Here is a 19,246-nt window from a genome sequence, read left to right as displayed (position 1 = left end):
GAGCAGAGCTGTGCCGGACCCCCGTACCGCCATCGGCCTCGACATCGGCGGCACCAAGATCGCCGCCGGGGTGGTGGACGCCGCCGGCGCGCTGGCCGACGTCCGGACGGTGCCGATGCCGCGGGACGCCGACGCCGCCGTGGCGGCGATCCTCGGGCTCGCCGGCGAGGTGCGCGCCGCCCACCCGGGCGTGGCCGCGGTCGGCGCCGGGGCGGCCGGGCTGGTCCGGCAGCCGGACGGGTTCATCAGCCGGGCGCCGAACAGCCCGTACCACGACCTGCCGCTGCAGGCCCTGCTCGCCCAGCGGCTCGGCCTGCCGGCGGTCGTGGACAACGACGCCAACGCCGCCGCCTGGGCGGAGTACAAGCTGGGCGCCGGCGTCGGGCACACCGACGTCGTCGTGCTGACCGTCGGCACCGGCATCGGCGGCGGGATCGTCGTCGGCGGCGGGCTGCTGCGCGGCAGCGGCGGCCTGGCCGCCGAGGTCGGGCACCTCCGGGTACGGCCGGGGGACGGCGCCCGGTGCGGCTGCGGCGCGATCGGCTGCCTGGAGGCGGAGGCGTCCGGCACCGCGCTCGGCCGGCTCGCCGACGAGCTGGCCGCCAAGGCGCCGGACTCGCCGATGGCCGCGCTGGCCGGCCCCGACGGCGTACCGGGGGAGGCCGTGCACCGCGCGGCGGCGGCCGGCGAGCCGAGCGCCCGGGCGCTGTTCGGCACGATCGGCGACTGGCTGGGCGTCGGCATGGCGGCGCTGGTCACGGTCTTCGACCCGAGTGTGGTGATCGTCGGCGGCGGCCTGGTCCGCACCGGCGACCTGCTGCTCGACCCGGCCCGGGCCAGCCTGCGCCGCAACGTGTTCGGCGCGGACGCCCGGCCGCTGCCGCCGGTCGTCCCGGCCCGGCTCGGCCCGGAGGCCGGGCTGGTCGGCGCGGGCCTGCTCGCGCTTGACGCCGCGGAGCGGGTCCGGCCGCCGCGGCCGACGCCGCCGCTGCCGCGCCAGGCCGCCGAGCCGGTCACGGACCGGTAGCGCCCTCGCCGTAGTCGCGCAGCGGCGGTCCGGCGCTGAGGATCGGCGGCGCGTTCCACTTCTGCAGGTTGCCGCCGTCGCAGTCGGCGACGACCAGCTTGCCGATGTCGGGGAACTCCTCCGGCCGGAAGAAGTCCGGCCGGGTGGCGGCGTCCGTCGCGGACATGCAGTAGCCCTCGCCGCCGCCGTCGCGGGCCTCGCGGATCCGGTACGAGGTCTCCACGTCGCCGGTCGCGCCGCTGACCGTCCACCGGGTCCCGGCGGGCGTCCGGCCGGTCGGGTCGCAGGTGACGGCGGCGACGTACTGTGCCGCCGCGGTCGAGCCGGGGCTCTGCAGGCAGTACGTGCCGGCCGGCGAGCTGGACCCCGACGGCACGACGATCGTGATCGGCCCGGTGGCGCTGGTCGCCCCGGCGGGGATCGCGGGCAGGTTCAGCCGCTCGTTCCAGTGCGCCAGCCCGGTCGGCTGCTGCTTGCACGGCCACAGGATCAGGAAGCCGCGGCTGACCCGCTGGTCGGTGACGTCCACGCACCGGCCGAACTGGTGGTAGTTCACCAACTGCCCGGACACCGCCCCGGCCCGCCCGGCGCCGACGGTGGCGTCCGGGGTGAAGGTGTGCCGAACGTTGTACGGGTTCTCCACCCGGCTGTCCCAGGAGCAGTCGTCCAGCACGACCGGGGTGTTGTTCACCCCGCCCCGGTACGAGCCGAGGCACACCTCGTCGGTGCCGCCCGAGCTGTCCACGCCCTGGAAGTTGGCCAGGCCGTTGATGCTCCACTGCTGCCGCCAGCTCATCGGCTGTAGGCACCGCTGGAGCAGGACGGCGTCGCCGACCCGGTGGCCGGACCCGCCGTCCACGCACAGCGGGGTGGTGCGGGCGGTCGAGACGAGCAGCAGGCTGAGGTCCGGCCGGTACGCGAACTGCTGCCGCGACGCCCCCTCGGCGCAGGTGGACAGCCGCAGCGCCTGGCCGACGGCCGGCGCGGCGCCGGCGTCGAAGCACAGGTCGCTGCCCCAGCCGCGGATGTGCCCGCCGGGCAGCACGGCGTCGAGGGTCTGGAACATGTACGTCACCCAGAGCTGCCGGTGCGGCCCGGCGGCGATGTCCCCGGTGCCCGAGGCGGCGCCGGCCGACCGGACGACCGCCCAGCCGGGGCTCACGGCGGGCCCGTTGTCGTCGCACGGGATGGCGTTGGCGGCGAGCCATTCGGCCGTGCGGCCGTGCGGGTTCTCGGTGACGTACGAGATCAGCGCCCGGTACCGGGTGCCGTCGGCCTCGCCCGCGGCCAGCGGGCCGCAGGGCAGCCGGCGGTAGTCGCCGGCGGCGGGGTCGGTCGTGGACCGGGCGGCGCGGATGTGCGCGACGGCGAGGTCGAGGCCGGAGCGGGCGGCGGTCAGGGTGCGGTCGCGCTGGACCTCCTGGCGGGTGGCGGTGACCTCCACCACCGTCGTGGAGAGGACCACGGTGCTGGTCGAGACGACGATCATGATCAGCAGCATGGCCATCGGGAGGGAGCCGCGGTCCTCGCGCCAGCGCCGTACGGCGGCGCGCAGCCGGGCCCGCGGCGGCGTCGCCGGGGCACGGCGGCATGGCGGGCTGGCCGCCTGTCCACCGCGCATGCCGACACCTCTCCTGGCCCGAGCCGGGTTTACCTACGGAAGATCGGCGGGGGGAGCGGGATTCTTTGCCCTCCCGGGTCGGGGGCTCGGTGTCGCTGGCCACTCGTGGTGCGGGTGTGGGCTCTCGGTCGCTTGTGGTCGTTGTGGCGTGTGTGGCGGGAGCCGGTGTGGCCCGTGTTGCGGGGGTCGCATGTTGATTCGCGCATGGCGCGTGCGGCGGGGTCGTGGGTGGTGCGTGCGGCGGGGTCGTGGGCTGGTGTGGTTGCGGGAGTCGTGGGCGGCGCGGGAGGGGGCGGGTGCCCCGGCAGGGGCGGTCAGGCTTGATCCCCTGCCGGGGCACCCGCCCCCTCCCGCTCGTGCCGTGCGTGGTCGGCCGGGCGGGGGCCGGGTGGGTGGTCGGCCGGCGGGTGCGTGGGTGGGGTGGTGTGCCGGCGGGTGATCGATCGGGTGCGCGGGTGGGTGGTGCGCCCGGTGCCGTGCGGCTGTTCGGTCAGGCGGCGCGGGGGGTGGGGGGTTGGCGGCGGGGGGTGCGGAGGGTGTTGTGGGTCCGGTCCCAGCGCCATTCGATGCCGTACTGGCCGGGCCCGGGGTCCAGGGTGACGAACTGGAGCTTGCGGGTGGGGGTCAGCAGCAGCTCGGTGTCCTCAGGGGTGGCCGTGCTGCGGGAGCGGCGGAAGCCCCAGTAGCGGGTCGGCAGGCGCTCCGGCGCGAACGCCACGTCGATCACCAGCGAGCGGGCCGGGCGGGACAGCGCGACCAGCGCGTGCCGGGTCTCCTGGCCCGGCGGGAAGCGCAGGGCGAACTCGACCGCGACGGCGTCGCCGGCCCGCAGCGGGGCGTCGAGGGTGAACTCGAATACGCAGGTGGCGGTGAATACGTCGGCGCGGAAGCGGTTCAGCCGGCAGCCGTCGGCGTAGGTGACCATCGGCGGCCGGGAAAGATTGTGGCAGCGGGAGACGAACAGGAAACGATGCGTTTCGCGGTCGGCAAGCATGATCCGGCGCACCCGTACGGACTCCTCGTGTCCGGCGGCGTCGATCCGGGACGACAGGTGCTGGGAGACGGGGAACGGGTGGTTCAGGTCCTCGGGCGTCGCGTCGATCTTGGTGAGTGCCCGGACGTACGTCTCCGGCCGCCCCCACACCTCGTCGAAGCCCACGCTGCGGCCGACCCCGCCGGGCCGGCGCTGCCGCGACCGGCGCGGCCCGACCAGCCGGAGCAGGGTGCCCGGCGGTAGGCCGAGCAGCTCTTCGAGGACCGGTACGGCCGCGAGCGAGCTGGCCCGCTCCGGCTGGTTCTCGCCGTTCTGCCAGTAGCTCAGGGTGCTGGCGCTGACCGGGGTCCGGCGCCGGCGCAGCCGCTGGGACAGCTCGTCCAGGCTGAGCCCGCTGTCGGTGATCGCGGCGCGCAGTGCGGCGTCGAAGCCGCCGGGGCCGGCGCCCGGTCGATCCACCGTCGCCTCGGGGGGAAGTCCGCCCATGTCGCCCCTTTCTTCCCCGGCGCGGGAATTGTTGGCCGCGAATATCGACGCACGCCTTGCGTGATTCACGTATGCGGCCCCTGCGCCGTTCGAAGATCTGTCGGAATTTGCTCGATTATCGCCTGTGCATGATCGCATTTCGGCCGCCAGTCTGGACACTCTGGCGGTTCGTTGACCCGGTCCGGCGGCGTTCATAACATCTGCCTCCATCGATGCGAACGGAACGGTTCGGCAGCCAGGGCCGAGTGGCCGATCCGGCATCGCGGCCCCCGGGTCATCCTCGTGAGGAGTGCGCTGATGGACAGCTCCTAGCCGTACGGCCGCCGGGCCACCCCCCGACTGCCCCGGCCTGCCGGCCGCCGCTCGCGGCCGCCCCCACCCGACCTGTCCGGCCCGCCCCGCAGGGCCCCCGGCGTTCCCCGCCGGTACCGCCGCCGCGCGGTCCCCGGCACCCCTCGGCTGCCGTCCCGGCTCCCCGGCCGGCCGCGGCCACTCCACAGAGGATCGAATGACATGAGTGCTTCCGCATCGGCCAACCGGCTCCGACCCAGCCGGGCGAGAGTGGCCGCCGCCCTGGGCTACCTGATCGCCCTCGGTACGGTGCCGCTGCTGCCCGGCTCGTCCGCCGCGCAGTCCGGCGCCCCGGCCGCGCCGGACGCGATCGACGAGGTGACCCAGCTCGCCGAGCCCGGCGCCGTCGCCGGCCGCGCCGACGCCGCCGGCCGCGCCGGCACCACCGCCCGGCAGGTCTGCCAGCCGGGCGCCGCGTGGCTGCGGGTCCGGTTCGCCCAGCTCGACCTCGCCGGTACCGACACCGTGACCGTGACCGGCGCCGCCGGCCCCGGCCGCACCTACACCGGCCGCAACTGGCCGGGCCGGGCCTTCCACACGCAGGCGTTCCCGGGCGACTGCGTGACCGTGGCCGGGAACCTGAGCGATCCGGCCAGCGCGTTCCGGGTGGACGCCTTCCAGGCCGGCCGCAAGCCGCCCGGCGCCGACGCGGTGACCGTGGCCGCCGTCGGCGACCTCTGCGGCTCGTCCTGCAACCAGACCGCGCCGCTGGTCAGCAAGATGAACCCGGCCGCGCTGCTGCTCGCCGGCGACATCGCGTACGGCAGCGGGACGGCGTCCGAGTACCAGAAGAACTACGACCCGCACTACGGCAAGTTCAAGGCGATCAGCTACCCGGCGCTCGGCAACCACGACTACAGCACCGCCAGCGGCGGGCCGACGTACGACTACTTCGGCAAGAACGCCGGCACGAAGGGCCAGGGCTGGTACGCCGTCGACATCGGCGACTGGCGCTTCTACGGCCTCAACTCCAACACCGGCATGTCGGCCAGCTCGGCCCAGGTCACCTGGCTGAAGAAGGACCTCGCGGCGAACACCAAGCCGTGCGTCGGGGCGTTCTGGCACCACCCGCGGTTCAGCGGCAGCGACCACGGCGACCAGAAGGGCACCGAGCCCATGTACAAGGCCCTCTACGACGCGAAGGCCGACCTGGTGATCGTGGGCCACGACCACAACTACCAGCGGTTCGCGCCGGCCGACCCGACCGGCAAGCGGGACGACGCCAACGGCATCGTGCAGCTCCTCATCGGCACCGGCGGCCGGGGCTACTACAGCCTGAACAGCAAGACCGCCGGCCCGCGCCTCGTCGCCAACGACAAGACGCTCGGCGTCGGCCAGCTCACGCTGACCGGGGCCGACTACAGGGCGGACTTCGTCCCGGTCGCCGGGCGGACGTTCACCGACACCGTCTCCGGCAAGTGCCACGGGGCGCAGCCGCCGACCGGCACGTTCGACATCCAGCCGCGGGGCTGACGCCCCCGCCCGAGACCGGCGGTACCGCCGCCCTCGCCGCCGACGAGCCCGGCCGCGAACCGGCGGCGGTACCGCCGCCACTCTCCCGCCGACCCGTCATCCGGAAGGGGCTCCACGGTGTACCTGTCCACGACCCGTGCCGCCGACCGCCCCGCGACCGCCCGGCGCGCCGCCGGCCGCGTCTCCGGCACCGTCGTCGGGCTCGGCCTGGTCAGCCTCGTCACCGACCTGTCCGCGGAGATGGTGACGGCGATCCTGCCGCTGTACCTCGTGTACCGGCTCGGCGTCGGGTACGCGGCCCTCGGCGCGATCGACGGCCTGTACACCGGCGGCACCGCGGTCCTCCGGATCGCCGGCGGGTACCTCGCCGACCGGCTCGGCCGGCCGCGCGCGGTCGCCGCCGTCGGGTACGGCCTCTCCGCCCTCACCAAGCTCGCCCTGCCGGCCGCCGGCGGCTCGGTCGCCGGCATCGGCATGGCGATCGCCGTGGACCGCGCCGGCAAGGGCATCCGGACCGCCCCGCGGGACGCGATGATCACCGCGGCCACCCCGCCGGACCTGCTCGGCCGGGCGTTCGGCGTGCACCGGGCGCTGGACACCGCCGGCGCGCTGCTCGGCCCGCTGCTCGCGTTCGCGCTGGTCGCCTGGACCGCCGGCGCCGGGTACGACGCGGTGTTCGGGGTCAGCTTCTGCCTCGGCCTGGTCGGCCTGTTCGTCCTGCTGTTCCTCGTCCCGATGCCCGGCCGGGTGGCGGCGCCGGGGCCGCCACCCGGGCCGTCGGCCGCGCTCGCCGCGCTGCGCGGCGCCGCCCCGCGCCGGCTGATCGGCGGGGCCGCGCTGCTGGGCCTGTGCACGGTCGGCGACATGTTCCTCTACCTCGCCGTACAGCAGCGGTTCGCGCTGCCGACCGGGGTGCTGCCGCTGCTGCCGCTGGGTACCGCGCTGACCTTCATGCTCGCCGCCGCGCCGGTCGGCCGGCTCGCCGACCGGGTCGGGCGGTGGCGGGTGTTCCTCGCCGGCCACGGCCTGCTGGTCGTCGCGTACCTGCTGCTCGCCGGGCTGCCCGGCTGGCCGGTCGCGCTGCTCGCGCTCGGCTGCCACGGCCTGTTCTACGCCGCGACCGACGGGGTGCTGATGGCGCACGCGGCGACGCTCGTCCCGGCGTCGGTCCGGGCGACCGGGCTCAGCGCGGTGCAGACCGCGCAGGCGGTGGCCCGGGCGGGCGGGGCGCTCGCGTTCGGCCTGCTCGCCCAGTACGGCGGCCTGCGCGCCGCGTTCGTCCTGTTCGCCCTGGCGCTGGTCGGCGCCCTCGCCGCCGCCGGCGGCCTCGGCCGCGCCCGAACCGCGGAGGCCGCCCGATGACCGCCCGTCGCCGTACCCTGCTCGGCATCGTCCTCGTCACGGTCACGCTGGTGGCCGGCAGCGGCTTCGCCGCGGCCCGGATCCGGGCCACCGACCGGCCCGCCGGCCCGGCGCTGGACCCCGGCCGGGCGGGCACGCTGCTGTACGTCGACGGCGCCACCGGCCGGGTGCAGCAGGCCGCCGGCGACCGGGTGACCGGGACCGGGCCGACCTGCCAGCGCGCGTACGCCGCCGCCGGCACCCTGGTCTGCCTGCGGGTGGACGGCACGCCCGGCTCGACCACGATCCTCGCGTACGGGCCGGGGATGAGGGAGCGGGCCAGCCTGCTCGCCTGGGGCACGCCCAGCCGGGCCCGGGTGTCGCCGTCGGGGCGGCTGATCGCCTGGACGGTGTTCCGCAGCGGCGACTCGTACCTCAACAACGGCGCGTTCTCCACCACCGCCGGCGCGTACGACCTGGCGACCGGGGCGCACTACGGGTCGCTGGAGGACTTCGCGGTGACGATCGGCGGGCGCCCGTACGACGAGGTCGACATGAACTTCTGGGGCATCACGTTCGCCCGCGACGACCGCACCTTCTACGCGACGATGTCGTCCAAGGGGCGGCTCTGGCTGCTGCGCGGCGACCTGCCCGGCCGGCGGCTGGTCGACGTCCGGGCCGGGGTGGAGTGCCCATCGCTGTCGCCGGACGGCACCCGGATCGCGTACAAGCTGCGCACCGGCCGGCACTGGCGGCTGCACGTGCTCGCGCTGGGCACGGGCGCGGACGTGGCGCTGGCCGAGACCGCGCACGTGGACGACCAGCCGGCCTGGCTGGACCCGGCGACGATCGGGTACGCCCGCCCGCACCGGGGCAAGCCGGCCCTGTTCGCGGTACCGGCGGACGGCACCGGCGCCCCGCGCCTGCTCCGCCCGGACGCCGCGTCCCCCGCGGCCCTCTAGCCCGCGGCACCGCCCGCCGGGCCCGGAGTTGCCGTGGTGTCGTCGCGCCCGGGGCGGTTCGGCGTCGGGCGGGTCAGCCGACGGCGGCCGGGACGCCCGCGGCGTCCAGGGCCGCCGGCAGGGCCGCGACGAACGCCTCCGCCTGGGCCGCGGTCAGCACCAGCGGCGGCGCCAGCCGCAGCGTCGCCGGCCGGACCGCGTTGACCAGGAAGCCCGCCTCCCGGAGATGGTCGGCGACCGCCCCGGACACCGGCGCGGTCAGCTCGACCGCGAGCAGCAGCCCGTCGCCGCGCACCCCGGCCACCAGCGGGTGCCCGAGCCCGGCGACGCCGGAGCGCAGCACCGCGCCGGTCGCGACCACGTGGTCCAGCAGGCCGTCGGCGGCGATCGTGTCGAGGACGGCGAGCGCCGCCGCGCAGGCCACCGGGTTGCCGCCGAACGTCGTCCCGTGGTGCCCCGGCCGGAACAGGTCCGCGGCCGGGCCGAAGGCGAGGCAGGCGCCGATCGGCAGCCCGCCGCCGAGGCCCTTGGCCAGCGTGACCACGTCCGGGTCGACGCCCGGCTCGGCGGTGTGGGCGAACCAGCGGCCGGTCCGGCCGATGCCGGTCTGCACCTCGTCCAGCACGAGCAGCGCGCCGGCCGCGGTACAGATCTCCCGCGCCGCCGACAGGTACCCCGGCGGCGGGACCAGCACGCCGGCCTCGCCCTGGATGGGTTCGAGCACGACCGCGGCGGTGTCCGCCGTGACCGCGGCGCGCAGCGCGGCGACGTCCCCGTACGGGACGTGCGTGACGCCGGGCGGCAGCGGCCGGAACGGGTCCGACTTGGCCGGGTGGCCGGTCAGCGCGAGCGCGCCCATGGTCCGGCCGTGGAAGCCGCCGGCGGCGGCGACGATCCCGCCGCGGCCGGTGAGCCGGGCGAGCTTGAACGCGGCCTCGCTGGCCTCGGCGCCGGAGTTGGCGAACAGCACCCGGCCGGGCCGGCCGGCGAGCGCGAGCAGGCGCTCGGCCAGCGCGATCGGCGGCTCGGCGGCGTACAGGTTGGAGACGTGGCCGAGCGTGCCGATCTGCCGGGTCACCGCGGCGACGACCGCCGGGTGGGCGTGGCCGAGGGCGTTGACGGCGATCCCGCCGATCAGGTCGACGTACTCCCGCCCGGCCTCGTCGGCGACGACCGCGCCGGACCCGCGGACGAGCGCGAGCGGCGGGGTGCCGTAGTTGTCCATGAGGGCGTGCCGCCACCGGTCGATCAGCGTCATTTCTCCACCACCATCGTGCCGAAGTCCGCGGGTCCGAAGATGTCGAGCAGGGTCGCGTGCGGTACCCGCCCGTCGATGACGTGCGCCACCGGCACCCCGTCGCGGACCGCGCGCAGGCACGCCTCCATCTTCGGCACCATGCCGGCGCGCAGCTCCGGCAGCAGCGCCGCGAGGGCGTCGGCGGTGATCCGGGGGATCGGGCGGTCGCTGTCCGGCCAGCCGGGGCACAGGCCGGGCACGTCGGTCAGCATGATCAGCTTGCGCGCGTCCAGGGCCGCCGCCAGCGCCGCGGCGGCGGTGTCGGCGTTGAGGTTGTGCAGCCGGCCGCCGGCGTCCGGCGCGCAGGTCGCGACGACCGGGATCCGGCCGGCGGCGAGCAGCTCGTCGAGCAGCGCGGTGTCCACCCGGGCGGCGTCGCCGACCAGCCCGATGTCGACGGCCGCGCCGTCGACGTACGCGGGCCGGCGGACCGCGGTGATCAGCCCGCCGTCCTCGCCGGACAGCCCGACGGCCAGCGGGCCGTGCGCGTTGATCTCGCCGACCAGCTCCCGGCCGACGCCGCCGACCAGCACCATCCGGACGACGTCGATCACCTCGGGCGTGGTCACCCGCAGGCCGCCGCGGAACTCGGTGGCGAGGCCGAGCCGGTCCAGCATCGCCGAGATCTGCGGGCCGCCGCCGTGCACGACGACCGGCTTGAGCCCGGCCCGGCGCAGGAACACGACGTCCGCGGCGAACGCGCGGCGCAGCGCGGGGTCGACCGCGACGTGCCCGCCGTACTTGACCACCACGGTCGCCCCGGCGTGCCGGGCGAGCCAGGGCAGCGCCTCCACCAGCGCGGCCGCCCGCGCGCTCGCGGCGGCGAGGTCGGGGCGGGTACCCCCGCTGTCGGGGTCGGCGTCGCCGGGGTCGGGGAGCGCCGCGGCGGCGGCCGGCGCGGGGGCCGGCGTCAGCGTGTCGGTCACGAGGAGTAGGCCGAGTTCTCGTGCACGTACGCGTGGGTCAGGTCCGTCGTCCGGATCGTCGCGGTCGCCGCCCCGGCGTGCAGGTCGACGACGATGGACACGTCCCGGCCGGACAGGTCGACCAGCGACCGGTCGGCCGCCGCCGCCCCGCCGCGGCACACGTCCACGCCGTTGATCGTGACGTCGAGGGCGTCCGGGTCGAACGCCGCGGCGGTGGTGCCGACGGCGGCGAGCACCCGCCCCCAGTTCGGGTCGTTGCCGAACAGTGCGGTCTTGACCAGGTTGTTCCGGGCCACCGACCGCCCCACCTCGACGGCGTCGGCCTCGTCGGCCGCCCCGCGCACCTCGATCGCCACCTGCTTGCTGGCCCCCTCGGCGTCGCCGATGAGCTGCCCGGCCAGGTCGTCGCAGACCGCGGTCAGCGCCGCGGCCAGCTCGGCCGGCGCCGGCCGCACCCCGCTGGCGCCGCTGGCCAGCACCAGCACGGTGTCGTTGGTGGACAGGCAGCCGTCCGCGTCGATCCGTTCGAGGGTGGACCGGGTCGCCGCGCGCAGCGCCGCGTCCAGTTCCGGCCCGTCCACGAGCGCGTCGGTGGTGAGCACGACGAGCATGGTGGCCAGCGCCGGCGCGAGCATCCCGGCGCCCTTGGCGATGCCGCCGACGGTCCAGCCGGCGCCCGCGGCGACCGCGGTCTTCGGTACGGAGTCGGTGGTCATGATGGCCGCCGCGGCGTCGTCGCCGCCGTCCCCGGCGAGCGCGGCGGCGGCGGCGTCCACGCCGGCCAGCAGCGCCGGCATCGGCAGCGGCACCCCGATCAGCCCGGTCGAGCAGACCGCGACGTCGTCCGGTCGCAGCGCCGCCGAGCCGGCCTTGACCACCGCGGCGACCCGCTCCGCGGTCGCCCCGGTGTCCCGCAGCCCCGCCGCGCCGGTGCAGGCGTTGGCGCCGCCGGAGTTCAGCACGACCGCGCGGACCGTACCGGCGGCGAGCACCCGCTCGCTCCACCGCACGGGCGCGGCCTTGACCCGGTTCGCGGTGAACACCGCCGCGGCGGTCGCCGCGGGGCCGTCGTTGACGACGAGTGCGACGTCCGGGGCGCCGCTGGCCTTCAGCCCGGCCGCGACCCCGCTGGCCCGGAACCCCTTGGGAGCGGTGACGCTCACGGCGCCACCCCGTACGCCGTCAGCCCGGCCGCCTCGGGCAGCCCGAGCATGAGGTTGGCGCACTGCACGGCCTGCCCCGCGGCGCCCTTGCCCAGGTTGTCGATCGCGCTGACCACGATGACCCGCCCCGTGTCCCGGTCGACGGTGGCCTGGAGGTGGCAGGCGTTCCCGCCGGCGGTGGCGGCGGTGTGCGGCCACCGGTCCGGCGGCAGGAGGTGCACGAACGGCGCGTCCGCGTACGCCGCGGCGAGCACCTCGCGCGGGTCGGCGTCGCCGGTCGGCGCGGCGGTGACGGTGGCCAGGATGCCCCGCGGCATCGGCGCGAGCACCGGCGTCAGCGACAGCCCGCGGGCGCCGGTGGCCTGCTTGATCTCCGGTACGTGCCGGTGCGTGCCGACGGCGTACGGCGACAGGTCCCCCATGACCTCGCTGCCGACCAGGTGCGCCCTGGCGGCCCTGCCGGCGCCGGAGGTGCCGGACGCGGCCACGACGACGACGTCGTCCGCGGCGACGGCGCCGGCCGCGATGAGCGGTGCCAGCGCGAGCGTGATCGCGGCGGCATAGCAGCCGGTGTTGGCCACCCGGGTCGAGTCGGCGATGCGCTTGCGCTGGCCGGGCAGCTCGGGCAGCCCGTACGTCCAGGTCCCGGCGTGCGGCCCGGCGTAGTACCGCCCCCAGGCCGTCGCGTCGGCCAGCCGGAAGTCGGCGCCGAGGTCGACGATCCGCACGCTGTCGGGCAGCTCGGCGGCGAGCGCGGCGGAGTGCCCGTGCGGCAGCGCGAGGAAGACGAGGTCGGCGCCGGCGAGCGCCGCGGCCCCGGTCGGGACCAGCGTGGCGTCGATGCCGGTGAGCTGCGGGTGGACGGCGGCGACGGGCTCGCCGGCACGGCTGTGCGCCGTCGCGGCGACGAGGTCGAGGTCGGGGTGTCCGGCGATCAGGCGGAGCAACTCGCCGCCGACGTAGCCGCTCGCGCCCGCGACGGCTATCCGCATATTCATACTATCCTCCGCATGAGTATGCAGACAGCGTACCAACGTCATCGGGCCGGGGCAACGCGTTGTGGTTTAGGGCACCCTGAGTAAGAATCGGGCGGGCGCGGGTCCGGGGGCGCCCGCCCGCGCGAACGCCCCCGGCAAACCACCGGGCCGTACCGCCCCCCACCCCGGGGACGGGCGTGGCCGCACGGTGGCGCGGCGCAGTCGCACGGCGCGGCACCGACCGGCGTGAACACCACCGGGGCCCGGTGGCGACCAGCGGACCGGCCGGCCGAGTGCGACTGCTCGCTGAGGGTAACTGCGCAGGTCCGGGGCGGTCAGCAGCCGCAAACTGGCGCCGACTGGATGATCGTTCCCGTCCCTTGTCGACCCGCCGCCAACCCGTGAAGCAGGTCAGCCGCTGCCGCAGCGACCACGTGGTCGACCTGCCGCTGGAGCCGATGATCGGCACCATCGGCGTCGCCCCCGCGGCCGGGGAGTCGCGACTGACGATCGTCCCGGACCGGCACGGCGGGAACCTCGACACCCCGCACGTGCGCGCCGGCAACACCCTGTACCTGCCGGTGAACGTCGAGGGCGCCCTGCTGGCGTTGGGTGATGGGCACGCCCGGCGGGGGGAGGGGGAGTGCTGCGGCGTCGCGGTCGAGACCGCGATGACCACCGTCCTGATCGTGGACCAGCCGCTGACCGAGGTGCGCCGCGCGGTGGCGACGCCGTCCGCCGGATCCCCGACCGGTACGCCGGCGCGCCGCTGGCCGGCCTGCCGATCATCGGCACGGCGACCGGGGCCGCCGTCGGCGACGCCGCCACCGCCCTCCACACCTGACCGCCGCCGCCGGCGAATAGGGCGAATAGGTGGTGCGGCTGGCCCCACCCACACCCCGAGGGTGGGAGCCAGCCGCACTCCCGCCGGCGTCCCGGCGGGTCGACCGCCTAAGCGGTCTCGGTGAGGTCCCGCTGTACCCAGCTCATCATCGACCGCAACTTCTTCCCGGTCTCCTCGATCGGGTGCTCCGCGCCCTGCTGCCGCCACTTGCTGAAGTTCGGCCGGCCGGCGTCGTCCTCGGCGATCCACTCGCGGGCGAACTCGCCCGACTGGATCTCGGCGAGGATGCGCTTCATCTCCTCCTTGGTCCGGGCGTCGACGACGCGCGGGCCGCGGGAGTAGTCGCCGTACTCGGCGGTGTCGGAGACGCTGTACCGCATCCGGGCGATGCCGCCCTCGTACATCAGGTCCACGATGAGCTTCAGCTCGTGCAGGCACTCGAAGTAGGCGATCTCGGGCGCGTACCCGGCCTCGGTGAGCACCTCGAACCCGGTCTGCACGAGCGCCGCCGCGCCGCCGCAGAGTACGGCCTGCTCGCCGAACAGGTCGGTCTCCGTCTCCTCCCGGAACGTGGTCCGGATGGCGCCGGCCCGGGTGCCGCCGATCGCCGCCGCGTACGCCAGCGCGAGCGCGAACGCCCCGCCGGTGGCGTCCTGCTCGACGGCGACCAGGCACGGCACGCCGCGGCCCTCGGTGAACTGGCGGCGGACCAGGTGGCCGGGGCCCTTCGGCGCGACCATCGCGACGTCCACGTCGGCCGGCGGCTGGATGAAGCCGTACCGAATGTTCAGGCCGTGGCCGAAGAGCAGCGCCTTGCCGGCGGTCAGGTGCGGCGCCACGTCCTGCGCGTAGAGGGTGCGCTGGACGGTGTCCGGGGCCAGCACCATGATCAGGTCGGCCTCGGCGGCGGCCTCGGCCGGGGTGACCACCCGCAGCCCCTCGGCCTCGGCCTTCGGGCGGCTCCTGGAGCCCTCGGGCAGGCCGACGCGCACGTCCACCCCGGAGTCGCGCAGCGACAGCGCGTGCGCGTGGCCCTGGCTGCCGTACCCGAGCACCGCCACCTTCCGGCCGCGGATCACCGACAGGTCGGCGGCATCGTCGTAGTACACCTCGGCGGGCATGTGATTCCTTTCGCTGGGTGGGCGGCGGCCGGGCGGATCCCGGCGCCGCTGGGGTCGGGGGTGCGGGCGCCCCGGGCGGGGCGCCCGCGGGTCAGGACGCGGCGCGCAGCAGCGGGCCGCCCGCTATCGAGCGCGCCCCGCGCCCGATGGCGACGAGCCCGGACTGGGCCATCTCCTTGATGCCGTACGGCTCGAGGTCGCGGATCAGCGCCGCGATCTTGTCGGTGGTCCCGGTGGCCTCGATCGTCAGGACCTTCGGCGACACGTCGACCACCCGGGCGCGGAACAGCGCCACGGTCTCCAGTACGCGCGAGCGCACCGACGGGTCCGCGCACACCTTGATCAGCAGCAGTTCGCGCTGGACGCTCGCGTCCTCCTCCAGTTCCACTATCTTCAGGACCTCGACGAGCTTGTCGAGCTGCTTGGTGCCCTGCTCCAGCGGGCGCGGGTCGGCGTCCACCACGATCGTCATCCGGGACACCTCGGGGTGCTCGGTCTCGCCGACCGCGAGCGAGTGGATGTTGAGGCCGCGGCGGGCGAACAGGGCCGCCACCCGGGTGAGGATGCCGGGCTTGTTCTCCACCAGCACCGACAGCGTGCGCTTGGGCATGATTCGTCACCGATCCGTTTCGGTAGCCGCGGCCTACAGGTCGTCCGCCTCGAACCGCGGCGCGACGCCGCGGGCGAACATGATCTCGTCGTTGCTGGTCCCGGCCGGCACCATCGGCCAGACCATCGCGTCCTTGCCGACGATGAAGTCGACGACCACCGGGCGGTCGTTGATCCGCATGGCGGCCTCGATCGTGGCGTCCACGTCGGCGGCGGTCTCGCAGCGCAGGCCGGCGCAGCCGAGCGCCTCGCCGAGCGCGACGAAGTCGGGCACCCGGTGCTGGTGCGTGCCGAGGTCGGTGTGGGAGTACCGCTCGCCGTAGAACAGGGTCTGCCACTGCCGGACCATGCCCAGGTTGCCGTTGTTGATGACCGCCACCTTGATCGGGATGCCGGCCAGCGCGCAGGTGGCCAGCTCCTGGTTGGTCATCTGGAAGCAGCCGTCGCCGTCGATCGCCCAGACGACCGCGTCCGGGCGGCCGACCTTGGCGCCCATGGCCGCCGGGACCGCGTACCCCATCGTGCCGAGGCCGCCGGAGTTGAGCCAGGTGCCGGGCTTCTCGTACCGCACGAACTGCGCCGCCCACATCTGGTGCTGGCCGACGCCCGCGGCGTAGACCGCGTCCGGGCCGGCCAGGGCGCTGAGCCGCTCCAGCACGTACTGCGGGGCGAGGGTGCCGTCGGTCGGCTCCTCGTAGCCCAGCGGGTACCGGCCGCGGATGTCGTCCAGCGTCGTCCACCAGGCGCGCAGGTCGGGCTTCTCGGTCACGGTGTACGCGGTCCGGACCGCCCCGACCAGCTCGCTGATCACCGCCCTGGCGTCGCCGACCAGCGGGACGTCGACCTCGCGGTTCTTGCCGATCTCGGCCGGGTCGATGTCGGCGTGGACGACCTTCGCGTGCGGCGCGAACGTGGCCAGGTCGCCGGTGACCCGGTCGTCGAAGCGGGTGCCCAGGGCGATCAGCAGGTCCGCCTTCTGCAGGCTGTACACCGCGGGGACCGTGCCGTGCATCCCCGGCATGCCGAGGTGCTGCGGGTGCGAGTCGGGGAACGCGCCGCGGGCCATCAGCGTGGTGACCACGGGCGCCCCGGTCAGCTCGGCCAGCCGGCGCAGCTCGGCGGTCGCCCCGGCGCGCAGCACGCCGCCGCCCACGTACAGCACGGGCCGGCGCGCCGCGGCGATCAGCTCGGCCGCCTCGCGGACCCGGGCCGGCGCCGGCTGGGTGACCGGCCGGTAGCCGGGCAGGTCCAGCGCGGGCGGCCAGGAGAAGTCCATCGGCCCGGACAGCACGTCCTTGGGGATGTCCACCAGCACCGGCCCCGGCCGCCCGGTCGCCGCCAGGTGGAACGCCTCGGCCAGCACCCGGGGCAGCTCCGCGCCGGACCGGACCAGGTAGCTGTGCTTGGTGATCGGCAGCGTGATGCCCCGGATGTCCGCCTCCTGGAAGGCGTCGGTGCCGATCGAGGAGCTGGCCACCTGCCCGGTGATGGCGACCAGCGGGACCGAGTCCATGTTCGCGTCGGCGATCGGCGTGACCAGGTTCGTCGCGCCGGGCCCGGAGGTCGCCATGCAGACGCCGACCCGGCCGGTGGCCTGGGCGTAGCCGGTCGCCGCGTGGCCGGCGCCCTGCTCGTGCCGGACCAGGATGTGCCGCAGCTTCGTCGAGTGGAACAGCGGGTCGTACGCGGGCAGGATGGCGCCGCCCGGGATCCCGAAGATCACCTCCACGCCGAGGAGTTCGAGCGAGCGCACCAGCGCCTGCGCGCCGGTGAGCCGCTCGACCGCCGGCGCCGCGGGCGGTGCGGCGGTCGGGGCGAGGGTCATGGTCGCGGCGGGCGCGGCGAGGGTGGCGCCCGCCGGGCGATGGTCCAGGACGTCGGACGCTGGGCTCGTCGTCATCACAAATCAGTACTTTCGGCTCGGGTACGGGCTGCGGCTGCGCGGTGGCGAACGGCCCCGAGGGGGCCCCACGGCTGGGTCGGGCAACAAAAAAGCCCCCGTGCTCGGAAGCACGCGGGCTAGCGCGTCGACGAGGTGCATCGACGCGCTACATGAGAATTACCTGGAACAGTCGGTGGGACATGAGGCCGACTCTGGCGCATCGGACGGCCGCTGTCAACCGGTTCGGCGGAATCCCACACCGCCGGGTTCCGGCGCCGCCCCGCCCCGCGGCTATGCCCGCTGAGCTGCTGGTGTCACACTCGGGTCATGCCCGAACTGCGGTCCAGGACCTCCACTTCCGGCCGGAACATGGCCGGCGCGCGCGCCCTCTGGCGCGCCACCGGCATGACCGACGACGACTTCGGCAAGCCGATCGTGGCCATTGCCAACAGCTTCACGCAGTTCGTCCCCGGCCACGTACACCTGCGGGATCTCGGCATCATCGTGGCCGACGCGGTGGCCGGGGCCGGCGGGGTCGGCCGGGAGTTCAACACGATCGCCGTGGACGACGGCATCGCCATGGGCCACGGCGGGATGCTCTACTCGCTGCCCAGCCGCGAGCTGATCGCGGACGCGGTCGAGTACATGGTCCAGGCGCACTGCGCCGACGCCCTCGTCTGCATCTCGAACTGCGACAAGATCACCCCCGGCATGCTGCTGGCGGCGCTGCGGCTGAACATCCCGACGGTGTTCGTCTCGGGCGGCCCGATGGAGGCCGGCAAGACCGTGTCGGCCGACGGCGTGGTCCGGCGCAAGCTGGACCTGGTCGACGCGATGGTCGCCGCCGCCGACGCGGGCGTGTCCGACGAGTCGCTGGACGCCATCGAGCGCTCGGCCTGCCCGACCTGCGGCTCCTGCTCCGGCATGTTCACCGCCAACTCGATGAACTGCCTCACCGAGGCGATCGGCCTGGCCCTGCCCGGCAACGGCTCGACGCTGGCCACGCACGAGGCCCGGCGGGCGCTGTTCGAGCGGGCCGGCACGCTGGTCGTGGACCTGTGCCGCCGGTACTACGGCGCGGACGACGGCGCGGTCCTGCCCCGGGCCATCGCCAGCCGGGCGGCGTTCGAGAACGCCGTCGCCCTCGACGTCGCCATGGGCGGCTCGACGAACACCGTCCTGCACCTGCTGGCCGCCGCCCGCGAGGGCGAGGTCGACTTCACCGTCGCGGACATCGACGCCATCTCCCGCCGGGTGCCCTGCCTGGCGAAGGTCGCGCCGAACAGCCCCGACTACCACATGGAGGACGTGCACCGGGCCGGCGGCATCCCGGCCCTGCTCGGCGAGCTGGACCGCGCCGGCCTGCTGCACCGCGACGTGCACGCCGTCCACGCCCCCGACCTGGCCGGCTGGCTCGCCGACTGGGACATCCGCGGCGGCACCGCGACCCCGGCCGCGCACGAGCTGTTCCTGGCCGCGCCCGGCGGGGTCCGCACCACCGAGCCGTTCTCCACCGCGAACCGCTGGGCCACCCCGGACACCGACGCGGCCGGCGGCTGCATCCGGGGCGCGGCGCACGCGTACTCGGCCGACGGCGGGCTCGCCGTCCTGTTCGGCAACCTGGCCCCGGACGGCTGCGTGGTCAAGACCGCCGGCGTGGACGAGGGCAGCCTGCGGTTCACCGGCCCGGCCCGGGTGTTCGAGTCGCAGGAGGACGCCGTCGCCGGCATCCTCGGCGGCGCGGTGGTCGCCGGCGAGGTCGTGGTGATCCGGTACGAGGGGCCGCGCGGCGGCCCGGGCATGCAGGAGATGCTGTACCCGACGTCGTTCCTCAAGGGACGCGGCCTCGGCAAGAGCTGCGCGCTGATCACCGACGGCCGGTTCTCCGGCGGCACCTCGGGGCTGTCCATCGGGCACGTCTCGCCCGAGGCGGCCGGCGGCGGGCTGATCGCGCTGGTCGAGGACGGGGACCCGATCGAGATCGACATCCCGGCCCGCTCGGTCGCCCTGCGGGTGGACGAGGCGGTGCTGGTCGAGCGGGCGGTGACCCAGGACAAGCGGGACCGGCCGTACACGCCGGTGGACCGGGAGCGGCCGGTGTCGGCGGCGCTGCGCGCGTACGCGTCGATGACCACCGCGGCGAGCGACGGCGCCTACCGCCGCGTCCCCTGA

At 75.6% G+C, this 19,246-nt stretch carries 14 protein-coding genes and 1 pseudogene; 6 read left to right on the top strand and 9 right to left on the bottom strand.

The window, feature by feature from the left end; all coding sequences use genetic code 11:
• Positions 1-10: 10 nt before the first annotated feature.
• Positions 11-1,027, top strand: coding sequence for an ROK family protein (locus tag IEY94_RS20790; protein WP_229784302.1), 1,017 nt, complete (start codon positions 11-13; stop codon positions 1,025-1,027).
• Here IEY94_RS20790 and IEY94_RS20785 read toward each other — a convergent pair.
• A complete protein-coding gene (locus tag IEY94_RS20785; RefSeq protein WP_189171915.1) occupies positions 1,014-2,648 on the bottom strand; it encodes a ricin-type beta-trefoil lectin domain protein in 1,635 nt (544 codons plus the stop codon). The genes IEY94_RS20790 and IEY94_RS20785 overlap by 14 nt on opposite strands.
• Positions 2,649-3,138: 490 nt before the next feature.
• Positions 3,139-4,128, bottom strand: a complete 990-nt coding sequence (locus IEY94_RS20780; protein ID WP_229784301.1) for a helix-turn-helix domain-containing protein — start codon at positions 4,126-4,128, stop codon at positions 3,139-3,141.
• Between the two features lie 513 nt (positions 4,129-4,641).
• Here IEY94_RS20780 and IEY94_RS20775 point away from each other — a divergent pair.
• The 3 genes from IEY94_RS20775 (at position 4,642) to IEY94_RS20765 (ending at position 8,255) form a co-directional block, all read left to right on the top strand.
• Complete coding sequence (locus IEY94_RS20775; RefSeq protein ID WP_189171914.1) at positions 4,642-5,952, top strand: metallophosphoesterase family protein; 1,311 nt, start codon at positions 4,642-4,644, stop codon at positions 5,950-5,952.
• Positions 5,953-6,069: 117 nt separating this feature from the next.
• A complete protein-coding gene (locus IEY94_RS20770) occupies positions 6,070-7,314 on the top strand; it encodes an MFS transporter (protein WP_189171913.1) in 1,245 nt (414 codons plus the stop codon).
• Positions 7,311-8,255: a TolB family protein gene (locus tag IEY94_RS20765; protein WP_189171912.1), complete on the top strand. Its 945-nt coding sequence runs from the start codon at positions 7,311-7,313 to the stop codon at positions 8,253-8,255. The genes IEY94_RS20770 and IEY94_RS20765 overlap by 4 nt, the downstream gene beginning before the upstream one ends.
• Positions 8,256-8,328: 73 nt before the next feature.
• On the opposite strand, the gene IEY94_RS20760 is transcribed toward IEY94_RS20765, so the two are convergent.
• From IEY94_RS20760 to argC, 4 genes are all read right to left on the bottom strand, one after another.
• Positions 8,329-9,513, bottom strand: a complete 1,185-nt coding sequence (locus IEY94_RS20760; protein ID WP_189171911.1) for an acetylornithine transaminase — start codon at positions 9,511-9,513, stop codon at positions 8,329-8,331.
• The gene (gene argB / locus IEY94_RS20755) at positions 9,510-10,349 is read right to left on the bottom strand and encodes an acetylglutamate kinase (protein ID WP_229784309.1); all 840 of its coding nucleotides are present in this window, start codon (positions 10,347-10,349) and stop codon (positions 9,510-9,512) included. The genes IEY94_RS20760 and argB overlap by 4 nt, the downstream gene beginning before the upstream one ends.
• 125 nt (positions 10,350-10,474) lie before the next feature.
• On the bottom strand, positions 10,475-11,641 hold the full coding sequence (gene argJ / locus IEY94_RS20750) for a bifunctional glutamate N-acetyltransferase/amino-acid acetyltransferase ArgJ (RefSeq protein ID WP_189171910.1): 1,167 nt from the start codon (positions 11,639-11,641) through the stop codon (positions 10,475-10,477).
• Positions 11,638-12,639, bottom strand: coding sequence for an N-acetyl-gamma-glutamyl-phosphate reductase (argC, locus tag IEY94_RS20745; RefSeq protein WP_189171909.1), 1,002 nt, complete (start codon positions 12,637-12,639; stop codon positions 11,638-11,640). The genes argJ and argC overlap by 4 nt, the downstream gene beginning before the upstream one ends.
• 404 nt (positions 12,640-13,043) lie before the next feature.
• Between argC and IEY94_RS20740 the strand changes: the two are divergent.
• A pseudogene (locus IEY94_RS20740) lies at positions 13,044-13,313 on the top strand (acetamidase/formamidase family protein); the annotation flags it as partial.
• Between the two features lie 256 nt (positions 13,314-13,569).
• Here the strand turns inward: IEY94_RS20740 and ilvC are convergent.
• The 3 genes from ilvC to IEY94_RS20725 all read right to left on the bottom strand — a co-directional run bounded on the left by ilvC (position 13,570) and on the right by IEY94_RS20725 (position 17,017).
• A complete protein-coding gene (gene ilvC, locus IEY94_RS20735) occupies positions 13,570-14,583 on the bottom strand; it encodes a ketol-acid reductoisomerase (protein ID WP_189171908.1) in 1,014 nt (337 codons plus the stop codon).
• 91 nt (positions 14,584-14,674) lie between these two features.
• The gene (ilvN, locus tag IEY94_RS20730) at positions 14,675-15,193 is read right to left on the bottom strand and encodes an acetolactate synthase small subunit (RefSeq protein ID WP_189171907.1); all 519 of its coding nucleotides are present in this window, start codon (positions 15,191-15,193) and stop codon (positions 14,675-14,677) included.
• 33 nt (positions 15,194-15,226) lie between these two features.
• Positions 15,227-17,017 (bottom strand): acetolactate synthase large subunit, encoded by a 1,791-nt coding sequence (locus tag IEY94_RS20725; RefSeq protein ID WP_229784308.1) that lies wholly within the window; start codon positions 17,015-17,017, stop codon positions 15,227-15,229.
• A gap of 384 nt (positions 17,018-17,401) precedes the next feature.
• On the opposite strand from IEY94_RS20725, the gene ilvD reads away from it, so the two are divergent.
• Entirely contained in the window at positions 17,402-19,246 is a 1,845-nt protein-coding gene (ilvD, locus tag IEY94_RS20720) for a dihydroxy-acid dehydratase (protein WP_189171905.1), read from the top strand.

Source organism: Pilimelia anulata, from assembly GCF_014647895.1.
Lineage (GTDB): Bacteria > Actinomycetota > Actinomycetes > Mycobacteriales > Micromonosporaceae > Pilimelia > Pilimelia anulata.
Note: the sequence above shows the minus strand (reverse complement) of the source record. Positions and strands in the feature narration are given on the sequence as shown.